The organism is Asaia astilbis JCM 15831 (genome assembly GCF_000613845.1).
Taxonomy (GTDB): domain Bacteria; phylum Pseudomonadota; class Alphaproteobacteria; order Acetobacterales; family Acetobacteraceae; genus Asaia; species Asaia astilbis.
Map to the genome: position 1 here is coordinate 140,329 of NZ_BAJT01000003.1, position 14,279 is coordinate 154,607.

Genomic DNA, 14,279 nt, shown 5'->3' on the forward strand with positions numbered 1-14,279 from the left:
CAAGTAACCGAAAATGGGGGGCTCCTTTGTAGGGGGCCGGCCTTAGGCTCTCACGGCATCCTTGAGAATTCAGCTTGGATTTACGGTATTCGAAAAATCGTCAACAAAAAATGGCATTCCTGTTGGCGTATGTGTCAATAAAAAATATGGTGACCGAATAAAGTTAATATATTCTTCGGAAGAATGCGATTTTGGTCGATCCCTGAATACTATCGTTACTCATGGTTACAGCCATTCCATCTATGGAGTCTCTTCAAGAGGCTGCGTGAGGAGAGATGGCTCGAATGAAAATTGCGTTTTTATACGTCGCGGAGCCTTATCAGTGCTATCATGTTGCGGCTGTCTCTTCAGAGCTTGCGCGGCTACCGAATGTCTCAGTCACTGAATTCATAAGCTTTCCTGAGACGGCGCAGCATCTTGAGCAGATCCGTCGCGATAATCACTTTGGCAGCCCGATTAAGCGTGGCGTCTTGAAGATGCCGCTCAAGGCAATGATGCTTCGTCGTTTGCGTCAGTTTGATGCTGAGCGCGAAGTCGTCATGCGGGAGAATGTGGCCCAGCTGGAGCAGTTCGACGCTGTGGTTGCGACGGAGTATTCCACCGGTTTATTGCGGGAAATGGGCCTTGTGCATCCCGCTCTGATCCTTATTCAGCATGGTGCTGGAGATCGCGCGGTCAATGACGAACATCTTATTCGTCATTTCGATCTGTCGCTCGTCTCGGGACCGAAAATCGCCGAGAGTTCTGGCCAAAAAACTCGCAACGGCGGCTCAAACGCGCATCATAGGCTATCCGAAATTCGATGCCGTCACCAAAGAGCATTATCAAAACGAGGGGGCGGCGCACGGGAGGCGTCCGATTGCGCTTTATAACCCGCATTATAAAAAGGGCCTCTCTTCCTACAAGAAATTCCTTCACCCTCTCGTAGAGGCCGTCAATGAGCTCGATCATTACGACCTGATGATCGCGCCTCATGTGAAAATATTTCACAAGGATTTCGGCGGGCGACGTCGCCTGTTCAGGAGCGTTCTGGGCGCGCATGTGAGTCTGGACGCCTCATCCAGGGCGCTGCTCGACATGACGCATACAGCGCAGGCCTCGCTCTATATCGGGGATGTGAGCAGTCAGGTTTACGAGTTTCTGATCAGGCCGCGTCCTTGCGTCTTTCTCAATCCTCACGGTGTGGCATGGCGTGACGATCCACATTTTCGGCACTGGACACTCGGTGACGTGGTCGATCGACCGGAAGATATTCTGCCCGCTCTTGCCCAGGCAGAAGCCAGGCATGAGCTCTATCGGGCGCGCCAGGAGCGTGTGATCCAGGAAACATTCGGTTCTCAGCCCCGGCGTGGTGCTGCCCATCGTGCGGCGCAGTCTATCCGTGAATTTCTTGGGCGTGATTTCTCCGCAGGGGCAGTTTCGGCGGCGGCGTGACGGCTGCAGTCTTTCATAGGGTGTCTCGTGCGCTTGTGATCCTGAGTGGCAAAACGGTTAAATTAGGCCAATTAGCGCAATCTCCTGTTTTCAACCCGGAGTGCTTTGGTCTAAGAGGACGCGCCAACGGTAGGAAAGCCGCGGGCTTTCCTGATTGAATTGCGGGGAGGCTGCGGCACATGACCACGACCAATGAAACACCGACCGGAATGGCTGGGGAACGTCTTGGTTCTTATGCCTCCCGCAGCGTGACCAGCGACCGTATCCGTGAAGCTCTGGCCTTTGATGACGTTCTTGTTGAACCGGCCGCTTCGGAGGTTCTTCCCGCTCAGGCATCGACGCGTACGCGTCTGACACGCTCGATCGAACTCAATATTCCGCTTCTTTCGTCAGCCATGGATACCGTGACTGAAGACGCATGGCGATTGCCATGGCGCAGCAGGGCGGCATGGGCGTGATCCATAAAAACCTTTCTGTCGAGGAACAGGCGGAGCATGTGCGCCGCGTCAAGCGTTTCGAGTCGGGCATGGTGGTCGATCCGGTGACAGTCGGTCCGGATCAGACGCTGCGTGACGTGCATGCCATCATGGCCCAGCACGGGATCAGCGGTCTGCCGGTCGTTGTGCCCGGCACGGGTGAGCTGGTCGGTATTCTGACCAATCGCGATATGCGCTTCACGCGTGATCTGACAACGCCGGTGCGCGACATGATGACCCGTGAGAATCTGGTCACGGTGCGCCACGGAGCGGACGCAGCGACGGCTCAGGATCTTCTTCATCGTCATCGCATCGAAAAGCTTCTGGTGATCGACGATCAGAACCGCTGCACCGGACTGATCACGGTCAAGGATATGGACAAGGCCGAGGCCTATCCGCTGGCGATCAAGGATCAGTACGGACGCCTGCGTTGTGCTGCGGCGATCGGCGTCGGGGCAGACGGTCTGACACGCGCTGCGGCGCTGGTCGCGGCCGGTGTCGATATCGTCATCGTCGATACAGCCCATGGCCATTCACGCGGTGTGCTCGATACCGTGGCGACGCTGAAGTCACGCCACCCCGGAATTCAGGTCATTGCCGGTAACGTCGCGACGCCCGAAGCCGCGATTGCTCTGGCAGGTGTCGGTGCCGACTGCGTAAAAATCGGTATCGGGCCGGGCTCGATCTGCACGACACGTGTCGTTGCGGGTGTGGGCGTGCCCCAGTTCTCGGCCGTGATGGAGACGTCAGCCGCGTGTCATGAGGCCGGAATTTTCGGCATTGCCGATGGTGGCATTCGTACGTCGGGCGATATCGTCAAGGCAATCGGGGCAGGTGCCGACGTCGTCATGATCGGTTCGCTGCTTGCAGGCTGTGAAGAGAGCCCGGGCGAGGTGTTCCTGCATCAGGGGCGTTCCTACAAAGCGTATCGCGGCATGGGGTCTCTTGGCGCCATGGCGCGCGGCTCGGCAGACCGTTACTTCCAGGCTGAGGTCAAGGATTCGCTTAAGCTCGTTCCGGAAGGCATTGAGGGGCAGGTTCCGTTCAAGGGCAGCATGGCCGCCGTTGTTCATCAGCTTGTTGGCGGCCTGAAGGCCGGGATGGGCTATACGGGCTCACCCACGATCGCCGATCTGCAGGTCCGGACGCGTTTCCGTCGCATTACCAATGCGGGTCTGCGTGAAAGCCACGTTCATGACGTGACCATCACGCGTGAAGCACCTAACTATCGCCAGGACTGACAAAAACTTGTAAGCGCGGGGGCATGACTCCCGCCGCTCGACTTTCTGCCGCCATCGATCTGCTTTGTGCCATCGAGGCTGCCCCCCGCCGTCCCGCAGATGCGACGGCTAATGCCTATTTTCGTGATCGCCGCTATATTGGTGGCGGCGATCGCCGGGTTATTTCGGCCCGTATCTGGGACGTCCTGCGTCAGTGGCGGCGTCTGCACTGGCATTTGCGTGATATTCCCGGCGGTGCGTCTCCGCGTACGCTCTGTGCGGCCTCCCTGATCCTTGGGGGCGAGGAGATTGGCACAGTGCGCGGTCTGTTCAATGGTGAACGTTTCGCACAGTCTCATCTGACGTCGCGAGAAGATGCTGCGCTGGCGGCCCTCGGTGGCCAGACATTGAATAACCCTGACATGCCGGGACCGGTTCGCCTCGAATATCCCGACTGGCTGCACCCTTATCTCGTGCGCGCGTTCGGTGACTCGCTTGAAGCCGAGATGGCCGCGCTCGATGGGGCCGCATCTCTCGATCTGCGCGTCAATCTGCTCAAGGGTCATCGTGACGAGGCTATCCGTTCTCTCCGTAATGAGCAGGTCATCGCCACTCCGACGGCGCTCTCTCCCTGGGGGCTCCGTCTCCCCGGACGCCAGCCCGTTACGGCGACGCAAAGCTTCAAGGACGGGATCATCGAAATCCAGGATGAAGGCAGTCAGCTGATTGTTGGCGCGCTTGATGCCCGGCCCGGCGAACGCGTTGTCGATTTCTGCGCGGGGGCAGGTGGGAAAACGCTCGCCATCGCCATGGGAATGGAAAACAAGGGTCAGATCGTTGCGTGCGATGTTTCCTCGCCCCGCCTTGAGGGTGCGGTCAAGCGTCTGCGCCGCGCCGGGGTGCATAACGTCGAGCGTCATTTGCTGGTCGCAGGTGATAAATGGGTCAAGCGCCGCGCCGGAGCCTTCGACCGGGTGCTCGTCGATGCTCCCTGCTCGGGCACAGGCACATGGCGCCGCAATCCTGATGCGCGCATCCGTCTTGTCGAGCAGGATATCATCGAGCTTCGGGCCAAGCAGGCGGATATTCTCGACCGCGCTTCCTCCCTCGTGAAGCCGGGCGGACGTCTTGTTTATGCAACTTGCTCGTTGCTTGAAGAAGAAAATGAGGCTCAGATCACGGCGTTTCTGGAGCGGAATGACCGTTTCGAGCGTGTTGCGGCTGGGGGCGAGATGCTGCCTGAATCGCTTCGGACGCAGACGGGCTTCGCGCTGACACCTTTGCGGAACGAAACCGATGGCTTCTTTGCTGCGGTCCTGCAACGCAAGGCGTCTTGATTTGGTGATCTGGGTATCGAGAGCGGGCGAGGAGTGAAGGCAAAACCATGGCGTTGACAATCTTTATCGGGCTTCTTCTGACACTTGGGGCCGGGATCGGTGCCCAGTGGGTTGCCTGGCGTTTTCGTCTTCCCGCCATCGTATTGCTTTTCGCGCTCGGCCTGATTTTCGGACCCGGGTTGGGTGTCCTGCATCCGTCTGAAGCCTTGGGCTGGATTTTTCGTCCGCTTGTCCTGCTTCTGGTGGCGATCATCGTTTTCGAAGGTGGGTTGCTTCTCGATTTTCGCCAGCTGAGAGAGGCAGGAGAGGGCGTCAATCGTCTCACTATGCTTGCTCTCCCGCTGTCCTGGGTGCTCGGCTGGCTGGCTGCCCATTACATCGCGCATATGGAATGGGGGGTCGCCGCGCTATTCGGGGCGATCATCACCGTAACCGGGCCGACGGTGGTGCTGCCTCTTTTGCGGCACAACAAGCTTCAGCCCCGTGTGGCGGCTTTTCTCCGCTGGGAAGCGATCATCAATGACCCCATCGGCGCGATCCTAGCCGCTGTGGTCCTTCAGGTTGCAGGCACACGTGTGCCGGTGGGCACGGATGTCTTTCTGACAACGGTCGTGCCGGATCTGCTTGCGTCGACGGCAGAATCACTGGCGGTTGGCATCTTGCCTGCCTATCTGGTGCGCTATCTGTTTGTGCGTGATCTGATGCCAGAGCCGCTCAAGACACCCCTCCTGCTGACGCTCGCGCTTCTGATTTTCAGCATCTGCAACATGAGCATGGAGGGCGCCGGACTTGTCGGTGCAACCGTGTTCGGGATGGCTCTGACCAACCTGCATGTGCCCGGACTATCAGAATTGCGCCGCATGAAAGAATCGCTCGTCGTCCTCGTCGTGGCGGTACTGTTCATCCTGCTCACCGCTGATCTGCATCGTGACGTTCTCGCCCATCTATCAATACCCATCTGCCTGCTGACGGCTGCGGTCATGTTCGGCGTGCGGCCCTTGGCCATATTCCTGTCTACCATTGGGACGGATCTGAAATGGCAGGAGCGTCTGTTCGTTGCCTGGATTGCCCCGCGCGGAATCGTGGCCGCCGCAGTGGCCGGCGCTGCGGGCTACCGGATGACCGATGCCGGTTATCACAGCGCAGATCTGATCATGCCTGCGGTCTTCGCAATTATCGGCGGTACCATGATCTTTCATGGTTTCTCCCTGCGACCGATCGCACGCTATCTCAAACTCACTCTCTCCAATGAGCCCGCCCTGGCGATTGTGGGCGCTTCCACCTGGTCGATCGATCTATCGAAATGTCTGAGTGGTGCGGGGGTCCCGGTGCTGCTCGTCGATAACCGTTCTACCGCGCTGCTCCCGGCGACCCGACAGGGTGTGCCGGTGCTGCGTGCCGAATTGCTGTCTCAGCATGGCGAGGAGGCGCTTGAAGAGCGGCCTGCGGATTATCTGATCTCCACGACGGCAGATGCCATTTATAATGGTCTCGTCTGTGCCCATATGGCGCCTCATATGGGGCGCCAGCGCGTCTTTCAGATCAGCCCCGGCGTTGCGCGTCTCGATTTTTATCATGGCTTGTCCCGCGATGCGCGCGGCAAGCTCTTGGGCGATCCCTCGTGGAACTTCACGTTGATCGACATGCTTTTCGAGAAGGGCTGGCGCTTCATGACAGCGATCGCGGACGAGGCCAGTGCGGCCTCTTTCGGATCCGTCTCCAATCGTCTCGATTTTCTCTCCATCCATCGTGGGCAATCCATCGCGATCCGATCGTCGGAGGATACGTCTCACGTGACGCCAGCGATCGGTGATCTTCTCGTCTTCATGACTCCACCGCCTGCCGAGCCGTCTGCTGCTCCTGACGAAGACGAGGCGTCGGCCGCTCCATAAGCGAGGGCTCGAAGATATCCTCAGTCTATTCTGACCTCGATCCCGCTATGGTCTGACGCGATGAGTTGGCGAAGGAGATGCTCTTCGAGGGCGATGCAGCCCTCCGTGACGCCGCTTCGAGGCGGGAGGTGCAGAAAGATCGCAGACCCCCGGTTGCGGACAATCGGAGCGTCGTTCCAGCCCAGAACCACGCAGAGATCATAACAATGGTCATCACGCCACAGCCGCTCATGACGTGCCGGATGGGGGAGAGCGATCTGACGGTTGTAATCGCCATGGCTCGGGTCATCGCACCATCCGTCGTCGGGGCTCAAGGCTTCGATCCGGAGAGGAGTACGCGGGCGCTCAACCCTGTCCGCGCGATAAAAGACGTGGCGGAAAGGAAGAAACCCGGTGGGGGTTGCCTGATCTCCTTCCATCTTGTCTGTCCTCAGCCCACCTGCACCGATGAGAGCAGGAACGGTATTTCCATCGAAAAGGAGCACGCCGGAGCGCCCATTTATGTGTCGTAAGATGACGCACATTTCACAATCCTCACGAAATAACATTAAATTAACGGTAATTCTCGTCTAAACGCCGGTATCATGGGCCAAGACGGGGTCCATCGCATTGGCGATGTCACGTCAACCGTGTAAGAGTAACACTTAAAATGAGGCTCCCTCTTCCAGTAATGAATGGGGTCTTGGCCCTGGGGCATTTCCCCAAGATGGTGAGAGAAGGTTATACATGCCTGGTCCGCGTCCAATACTGATCGTTGACGATGACGATACGCTTCGCCAACTTCTGGTCGAACAGCTCAAGCTCGAGGGTGAGTTTGATCCCATTGAGGCCGCCTCGGTTGCGGAAGCCAAAGAAAAGCTTGCTGTCGCTGACGTCCGCGTCGATTCAATTATCCTTGACGTTACGCTGCCCGATGGCGACGGGCGTGATTTCTGTGCGGAGCTTCGCCGTCAAGGCATCAGGATGCCCATCATCATCCTGACAGGCTCGGATGACGAAGCTGATGTGGTGCGTGGCCTCGATGCAGGTGCCAACGACTACGTTGCCAAGCCCTTCCGTATTGCTGAGCTCCTGGCTCGCCTCCGTGCCCAGCTGCGTCTGTTCGAAAACAGCGAGGATGCGGTGTTTCCGATCGGTCCGTATCTGTTCCGGCCGTCTTCCAAGGTTCTTCAGGAGCCGGCGAAAAATCGTCGTATCCGCCTGACGGAGAAGGAAGCTGCGATCCTCAAATATCTCTACCGCGCCGGGCATCGCCCCATTGCGCGTCAGGTGCTGCTGAACGAAGTCTGGGGATATAATGCGGCAGTGACGACGCACACGCTCGAGACCCATATCTATCGCCTTCGTCAGAAGATCGAGCCCGATCCGGCAAATGCCTCGCTGCTCCTTACCGAAGGGGGTGGTTACCGCCTGAACCCTGAGGGAAGCGAGACCCTCATGAGCTGAGTCAGGCTTGCCGGTTCGGACGCTAGTGGGTGGATTGTTTCCAAGGGAACAATCCACTTTTTTTTATTGGAAGGTCGGGTTGGGCTTCCGTCGAAGTCAGGCTGGGTTCAGATCAAGATCGACCGTAACGGGCACATGGTCTGAAGGGCTCTCCCAGTCGCGGACGTCTTTAAGCACGGTCATACCGCTCAGGCTTGGGGTCAGGTCCGGCGTAAGCCAGATGTGATCGAGCGTCGCCCCCGATTGGACAGTTTCCAGTCGCGATTGCGATACGACCACCATGTGTAAAGCTTCTCGTCCGCCGGGACGATGAGGCGCATTGCATCCACAAACCCCGTTCCCAACCAGGCTTCAAGGCGTTCGATTTCCGGCGGTGTATGGCTGACGACAGTTGAAAGCTGCTTATGGCTCCATACGTCGTGCTCTTGCGGTGCGATATTGAGGTCGCCCACCACAATCGACCGTTTGGGTTTGTTCTCCCTGAACCATGAAGTGACTTCTTCCAGAAACGCCAGCTTATGAGCGAATTTGTCATTCAAGGCAGGATCCGGGACGTCCCGCCCGCGGTACATAAAAATCGTGCAGTGTCACTGGTCCGGTGTCAGTGTCGAGAATGACACCAGCGTGGCGCGTATCGCTCTTGCCGCACCAGTCCGGAACCGTCTCCAGAGGGCGTATTGCGTGGCGGGAGAGAATGGCGACCCCGTTATAGCCCTTCATGCCGAGATAATGTTGGTGCCGATACCCGAGATCGATCAAAGGCTGCTTCGGAAAAAGCGGGTCCGGAACTTTGGTTTCCTGAAGGCAGATGAGATCAGGGCTTTGCTCTTCGACGAGGCGTTGCAACAGAGGCAGCCTCAGGCGCAACGAATTGATATTCCACGTCATCAGCCGCATCGCGTCGACCCTCTCAAAATGGCAGGAACTGCAAGAAGACCTCTTGCCCCCGCGTTGCAATAGACCATTTAAACACTCATGACATCCGACATTCATGACCGTCTTCTGACGCTCGACTCCCACATCGACATCCCCTGGCCCGATCGCAACGACTTTGCGGCGGGGTCGTCAGACCGTCAGGTCGATTTGCCCAAGCTTCGTGCAGGAGGCCTCAAGGCCGTTTGCCTCGCAGCCTATATTCCTCAGGGTCGACTTGAGGCAGAGGAGCGTCAACGAGCCTGGGTTCGGGCGCAGGACATGCTTGTCGTGATCAACGGGTTGCAGAGCGACGACGTTGCCGTCTGCTCCCGGGTTGCCATGCTGCTCGAGGCTCTGAGCGCTGGCCGTGTCGCAGTGGTGCCCGCTGTTGAAAACGGTCATGCGCTCGGCGGCGATCTCACAAGGCTTGACCATCTGGCAGCAAGCGGCGTTCGTTACATGACCCTGACGCATAATGGACATAACGATCTTGCCGATGCGGCAATTCCCCTTCCAGCATTAGGGAACGAGCCCAGCCTTCATGGTGGCTTATCCGCGCTCGGGCGTGAGGCAATCGCGCGAATGAACGCGTTGGGTATCCTTGTCGACGTTTCACATGCCGCCAAGACGACGATGATGCAGGCGGCCGAACTCTCGCGACAGCCGATTATCGCGAGCCATTCCTGTGCACGGGCACTGTGCGATCATCCCCGCAACCTCGACGACGAGCAGCTTTTGCGTTTGCGCGACACAGGGGGAGTGATCCAGATCACGGCGATGTCGTCCTTCCTGAAGCGGGCAACTGAAGGAAAGGCGTCAGTCGACGATCTGGCGCGCCATGTGCGCTACGTTGCCGATCGGATCGGTGTGGCGCATGTCGGAGTTTCTTCCGATTTCGATGGCGGCGGGCAGATTATCGGCTGGTCGGATGCCGCGTCGTCAGCGGCAGTAACGGACGCGCTCCTTCGCGCTGGCTTTGCGGAGCACGACGTTGCGGCAATCTGGGGAGAGAATTTTCTCCGCGTTCTGGCACAGGCTGAAGTGGCCTGAGGAAAAATGCGAACAAAACAGGATCGATCCGCACGGCAGAAGGTGAAATTTGTCCACTTTTATTTCTGTTCAGGGATTGACTCCCTGTAATTCCAACGTGTTGGCATGGTTTCCATCTGGTGGATTGTCAAAATTGTTTCTTTTCAATGACTTATCATTGATTGCCCAAAAAATAGGCAAACTAACGCAAAGCGCGCCAAACTGCGCTTGTCACAGGTTTGTCACTGGATGCCCCACAGACTTATCCACATCATCCGTGGATGAAGTTGCGCTCGGCCGCGCTACTGGCGGCCGCTCTTGAGGAGCGAGGAGGAAAGGGGCGTGTCCTGGTCCGGGCGTGCCGATCCTGCGACGCTGCAGGTTGGGGCCGATGCGATCCGTGAGGCGTTGAAGACCATTCCCCTGTCCTCTGGTGTCTACCGGATGCTCGGCGCCAAGGGGGAGGTGCTTTATGTCGGCAAGGCACTGAGTCTCAAAAAGCGTGTGTCGTCCTATCTACGTCTTAATCAGCTCCCTGAGCGATTGAGGCGTATGGTGGGGCTGACGCACTCCATGGAGATCGTCACGACCCGCACCGAAGCGGAGGCGCTGCTGCTCGAAGCGAACTACATCAAGAAGATGAAGCCGCGCTTCAATATCCTGCTGCGGGACGATAAATCCTATCCATGGATCATGCTCACCGATGGGCATGAGTTTCCCCAAATCACTAAGCAGCGTGGCAGGCCCGTCAAGGATGCCACCTATTGGGGGCCCTTTGCCTCGGCCTGGGCAGTAAATCAGACGCTCAATCTCATCCAGCGCAGTTTCCTGCTCCGCTCGTGCAGCGACTCTGTGCTCTCGTCGCGTACACGGCCCTGTCTGCTGTTTCAGATCCGTCGATGCTCCGCGCCTTGCGTTGAACGCGTCACGCGAGGGGAGTACGCCGCGCTTGTAGACGAGACGAAGCAGTTTCTCTCAGGCAAGAGCACGGACCTGCAACAAGCGCTGGTCGAGGAGATGGAAAAAGCCTCCGAGGCGATGGAGTTCGAGCGTGCGGCGACAATCCGTGATCGCATACGAGGTTTTTCGAGCATGCAGGATTCCGGGATCATCAACCCGGCGTCCATTGGCGATGCCGACATTGTTGCGCTGTGGCAGCAGGCAGGGAAAACCTGTCTTCAGGTGTTCTTCATTCGAAACAGCCGTAACAACGGCAATCGAGCCTTTTTTCCGGAGCATGCGGATGACGATGAGGCCGCAGACATTCTCACGGCCTTCCTGCTGCAGTTTTACGATGACAAGCCGCCGCCGCCGCAGATTCTGCTGAATTGCGACCCCGCTGAGCTCGAGCTGGTCTCCGAGGCTCTCAGTCTCAAGAGAGGACGCAAGGTCGAGTTGCTGCAGCCTCAGCGCGGTGAACGACGGGATGTTGTGCGTCATGCCGAGACCAATGCTCGGGAGGCCCTCGAGCGCCGTCTTGCCGAGAGCGCCGGGGTGAGCAAGTTGCTCGATGGCGTTGCGTCGGTTTTCGATCTGGACGGTCTCCCCCAGCGGATCGAGACCTACGACAATTCGCATATCATGGGGCAGCATGCGTACGGCGTGATGGTCGTGGCTGGTCCTGAGGGCTTCACAAAACGCGCTTATCGCAAATTTGGGATCAAGGGGCCGGTCACGCCGGGCGACGATTTCGGCATGATGCGTGAGGTGATGGAGCGCCGCTTTGGCAAGCGTGATCCGCAAGCGCCGGACGAACGCCCGCAGGACTGGCCCGACTTGCTGCTGATCGACGGGGGGCTCGGCCAGTTCAATGCGGTGCGCGCCGTGCTCGAAGAGCTGAATGTGCGTGGCATCGCGATCGTTGCCATTGCCAAGGGGCCGGATCGTGATGCCGGGCGCGAGTGGTTCTTTCAGGAAGGGAAGGCGCCGTTTCAGCTGCCGCCCAATGATCCCGTGCTCTATTATCTGCAGCGGCTTCGCGATGAAGCCCATCGTTTTGCCATCACGACCCATCGTGCCGGACGAAGCAAGGCGATCAAGACTTCGGAGCTCGACTCTGTGCCCGGAATCGGTGCCGTCAGAAAGCGGGCCTTGCTGAACCGGTTCGGCTCTGTGCGCGGTGTTAGGGGCGCGAGCATTGAGGAGCTGACGTCGGTCACCGGGATCAACTCGGAAATTGCGCGGGTAATTTATTCGTTTTTTCATCCGCAATGAGCGTTGTGCGGCTATGCTCTGGTGATAATACCAGCCTATTATGGGGCATGATCTCCTTTTCATGCATCGGTACATCCTCCGGCGGCTCCAGGAACGATTCATGCTGACAGACCTGCCCAATATCCTGACCCTGCTGCGTATCGCGTCGATACCGTTGCTGATTGCCCTGATCGCCTTTGCGAGCCCGGTGATGGATGGGGTGGCTTGCCTGATCTATATTGCTGCCTGCGTGACTGATTATCTCGATGGCATGCTGGCCCGACGCTGGAAGCAGGGCTCGGAACTGGGCCGGATGATGGACCCGATTGCGGATAAGCTTCTTGTCGGGGCCTTGCTCCTGGCGCTTGCCGGCTATGGCCGGCTGGGTGATGGGTCGCTTTTTGCGGCCATCATCATTCTAGTCCGCGAGATCATGGTCAGTGGGCTGCGCGAATTCATGGCCAGCCAGCGTGCGACGCTTCCCTCGACCCGTCTCGCCAAGTGGAAGACAGGGATTCAGATGGTCGCGATCGGGTGTCTTCTCGCAGGGGATGCCATGCCGCGCATGATCGGGCTGGGCGCAGTGTCCTTCTCGACCGTGGGAGCCTTGATGCTCTGGATTTCGGTTGTGCCGACTGTGATGAGCGGCTGGGGATATCTCGTAACGGGTCTGTCTAAAATGATGGGAACGCAAACAAACAGGTCCTCGGCGAAGGCTAGTCACTAATATTGCCAGGAAATTACTCTCTGCGACTGGCGCCCAACGCGCGCTCCCAGTAGAAGAGCCATTGAGACATTCTTGGAGTATATGATGAGAAAGGCCGCTCTGTTAGCGATCCCTCTGGTTTTGAGCGGCTGTTCCGGTCTCGGAAAATCTCTTCAGGACACCGCGACTTTGCCCGGTGCCAATCCGAACATGCCTGAAGGCGTGTCCGAGAACCTGGAAAAGGTGAAGGGGCACACCTACATGGCGATGCCGCTTCTGCCCGAAAGCGGCAATATCTGGCCCGGTGCACCTCAGCCTTTGCCAACCCTGCGCGATGTAGAGGCCTCGCCCAACGGCCTGCGCGACGCCATGTCTGACACCGATAGCTATTTCGGTTCCATGACGAAGGGGATGGACGCGAGCGGTGCCCAGCTTGGGGATGGGGGCGCGCTGTCCATCGGCGAGCATGATGGGGTCGTCAACGGTGTGCATCCCGTTCAGCGTCCTTCCTTGTCGTCCTCGGTCGAAGATAACGCGCATAAATACATCTCGCCCAGCCGTAGCGGAACAATCGTTATCCCTAACGGCGATGGAACCAGCACCCATATCGACCTGATGGCACGGTCCGCGTGACCAAGGACAAGCCTGCGACGCATTGAGCATTGCGGGTGTGTGCTCTACGATCCGAGAAGAGGCCCGAAGCGGCGCTCAGGCCGCGTTCTTGGCGCCCAAGACGCAGAGCAGGACGATGCAACCCACACCAATCATCAGTGGTGTTACTGTCTCTCCGAGAAGGAGCGCCGAGAGGGCAAGCCCGCCGAAAGGCTGAAGAAGCTGCAATTTTCCTATTCTGGCGATGCCACCCTGTGAAAGCCCGCGATACCAGAAAACGAAACCGAGCATCATGCTGAAGAAAGCGACATAGAGAAGCGCGATCCAGGCGCTGGGTTGGATAAGTTGCCATTTGCTTGGCTGTGTCACGCACGCGATCAGGCTCGTAAGCGGCGACGCTAGGATTAGCGCCCAGGAGATCACCTGCCAGCCGCCAATGTGGCGGGACAAGATTGCGCCTTCTGCATAGCCGAGCCCGCAGGCAAGGATGGCGGCGATCATGAGACCATCACCCTCAAATGACGGCGTTTGCGTCTCGATTATCGTGTATGCGGCGACCGTCACCGCCCCGCAGAGCGAAAAAATCCAGAAGCGAGAAGAAGGACGCTCACCGGACCGAAGCACAGCAAAACAAAACATGCTGTGCTGAGAGGAAGAAGACCGGTCCATAATGCAGCTCTGGTGGTATCCATATGTTGAAGAGCACAAGCCGATAAAAGCGGGAACCCGATGACGACGCCAAATGCCACACTCGTAAGGGGAAGCAGGGCATCCCGCTTGGGTGGTTTTTGCCGTAGGATGAGAAGAAGACCCGCCCCCAAGAGCGCAGCAATGACAGCCCGAGCCGCTGTGAGAAAAACGGGAGGAAAGCCGCTCTCTGCGATGCGTGTCGCAGGAAGAGACGCGCTGAAGATCGCAACGCCGATGAGCCCGCTGACATAACCCTTCGATAGCCTCACTGGCTTGTTCTCCCCCACGCTTGGTCTCGCTGTTCGATCCCTCAAGCCTGCGGGGGAAAG

At 58.3% G+C, this 14,279-nt stretch carries 11 protein-coding genes and 2 pseudogenes; 9 read left to right on the forward strand and 4 right to left on the reverse strand.

Annotated elements, in window-relative coordinates; all coding sequences use genetic code 11:
• Positions 1-678 precede the first annotated feature (678 nt).
• From JCM15831_RS16325 to JCM15831_RS03355, 4 genes and pseudogenes are all read left to right on the forward strand, one after another.
• Complete coding sequence (locus tag JCM15831_RS16325; RefSeq protein WP_232227969.1) at positions 679-1,434, forward strand: hypothetical protein; 756 nt, start codon at positions 679-681, stop codon at positions 1,432-1,434.
• A 209-nt stretch (positions 1,435-1,643) separates the two neighbouring features.
• A pseudogene (gene guaB, locus JCM15831_RS16330) lies at positions 1,644-3,151 on the forward strand (IMP dehydrogenase).
• A 23-nt stretch (positions 3,152-3,174) separates the two neighbouring features.
• Positions 3,175-4,467, forward strand: coding sequence for an RsmB/NOP family class I SAM-dependent RNA methyltransferase (locus tag JCM15831_RS03350; RefSeq protein ID WP_025822705.1), 1,293 nt, complete (start codon positions 3,175-3,177; stop codon positions 4,465-4,467).
• Positions 4,468-4,514: 47 nt separating this feature from the next.
• The gene (locus JCM15831_RS03355) at positions 4,515-6,359 is read left to right on the forward strand and encodes a cation:proton antiporter (protein WP_025822707.1); all 1,845 of its coding nucleotides are present in this window, start codon (positions 4,515-4,517) and stop codon (positions 6,357-6,359) included.
• A gap of 20 nt (positions 6,360-6,379) precedes the next feature.
• Here the strand turns inward: JCM15831_RS03355 and JCM15831_RS03360 are convergent, their stop codons facing one another.
• Positions 6,380-6,844, reverse strand: coding sequence for a L,D-transpeptidase family protein (locus JCM15831_RS03360; RefSeq protein ID WP_025822709.1), 465 nt, complete (start codon positions 6,842-6,844; stop codon positions 6,380-6,382).
• Between the two features lie 241 nt (positions 6,845-7,085).
• Here JCM15831_RS03360 and JCM15831_RS03365 point away from each other — a divergent pair, with 241 nt between their 5' ends.
• Complete coding sequence (locus JCM15831_RS03365) at positions 7,086-7,805, forward strand: response regulator transcription factor (protein WP_025822711.1); 720 nt, start codon at positions 7,086-7,088, stop codon at positions 7,803-7,805.
• 96 nt (positions 7,806-7,901) lie between these two features.
• Here the strand turns inward: JCM15831_RS03365 and JCM15831_RS16335 are convergent.
• A pseudogene (locus tag JCM15831_RS16335) lies at positions 7,902-8,702 on the reverse strand (exodeoxyribonuclease III).
• A 78-nt stretch (positions 8,703-8,780) separates the two neighbouring features.
• On the opposite strand from JCM15831_RS16335, the gene JCM15831_RS03375 reads away from it, so the two are divergent.
• The 4 genes from JCM15831_RS03375 (at position 8,781) to JCM15831_RS16345 (ending at position 13,281) form a co-directional block, all read left to right on the forward strand.
• The gene (locus JCM15831_RS03375; protein ID WP_025822713.1) at positions 8,781-9,770 is read left to right on the forward strand and encodes a dipeptidase; all 990 of its coding nucleotides are present in this window, start codon (positions 8,781-8,783) and stop codon (positions 9,768-9,770) included.
• A gap of 321 nt (positions 9,771-10,091) precedes the next feature.
• Positions 10,092-11,963, forward strand: a complete 1,872-nt coding sequence (gene uvrC, locus JCM15831_RS16340; protein ID WP_198024226.1) for an excinuclease ABC subunit UvrC — start codon at positions 10,092-10,094, stop codon at positions 11,961-11,963.
• 100 nt (positions 11,964-12,063) lie between these two features.
• The gene (gene pgsA / locus JCM15831_RS03385; RefSeq protein WP_025822715.1) at positions 12,064-12,669 is read left to right on the forward strand and encodes a CDP-diacylglycerol--glycerol-3-phosphate 3-phosphatidyltransferase; all 606 of its coding nucleotides are present in this window, start codon (positions 12,064-12,066) and stop codon (positions 12,667-12,669) included.
• A gap of 81 nt (positions 12,670-12,750) precedes the next feature.
• Positions 12,751-13,281, forward strand: a complete 531-nt coding sequence (locus JCM15831_RS16345; RefSeq protein ID WP_232227970.1) for a hypothetical protein — start codon at positions 12,751-12,753, stop codon at positions 13,279-13,281.
• Between the two features lie 75 nt (positions 13,282-13,356).
• On the opposite strand, the gene JCM15831_RS23600 is transcribed toward JCM15831_RS16345, so the two are convergent.
• Both JCM15831_RS23600 and JCM15831_RS23605 read right to left on the reverse strand, forming a co-directional pair.
• Positions 13,357-13,761, reverse strand: coding sequence for an EamA family transporter (locus JCM15831_RS23600; RefSeq protein WP_306301812.1), 405 nt, complete (start codon positions 13,759-13,761; stop codon positions 13,357-13,359).
• 59 nt (positions 13,762-13,820) lie between these two features.
• Complete coding sequence (locus JCM15831_RS23605) at positions 13,821-14,219, reverse strand: EamA family transporter (RefSeq protein WP_306301813.1); 399 nt, start codon at positions 14,217-14,219, stop codon at positions 13,821-13,823.
• Between the last annotated feature and the right edge of the window lie 60 nt (positions 14,220-14,279).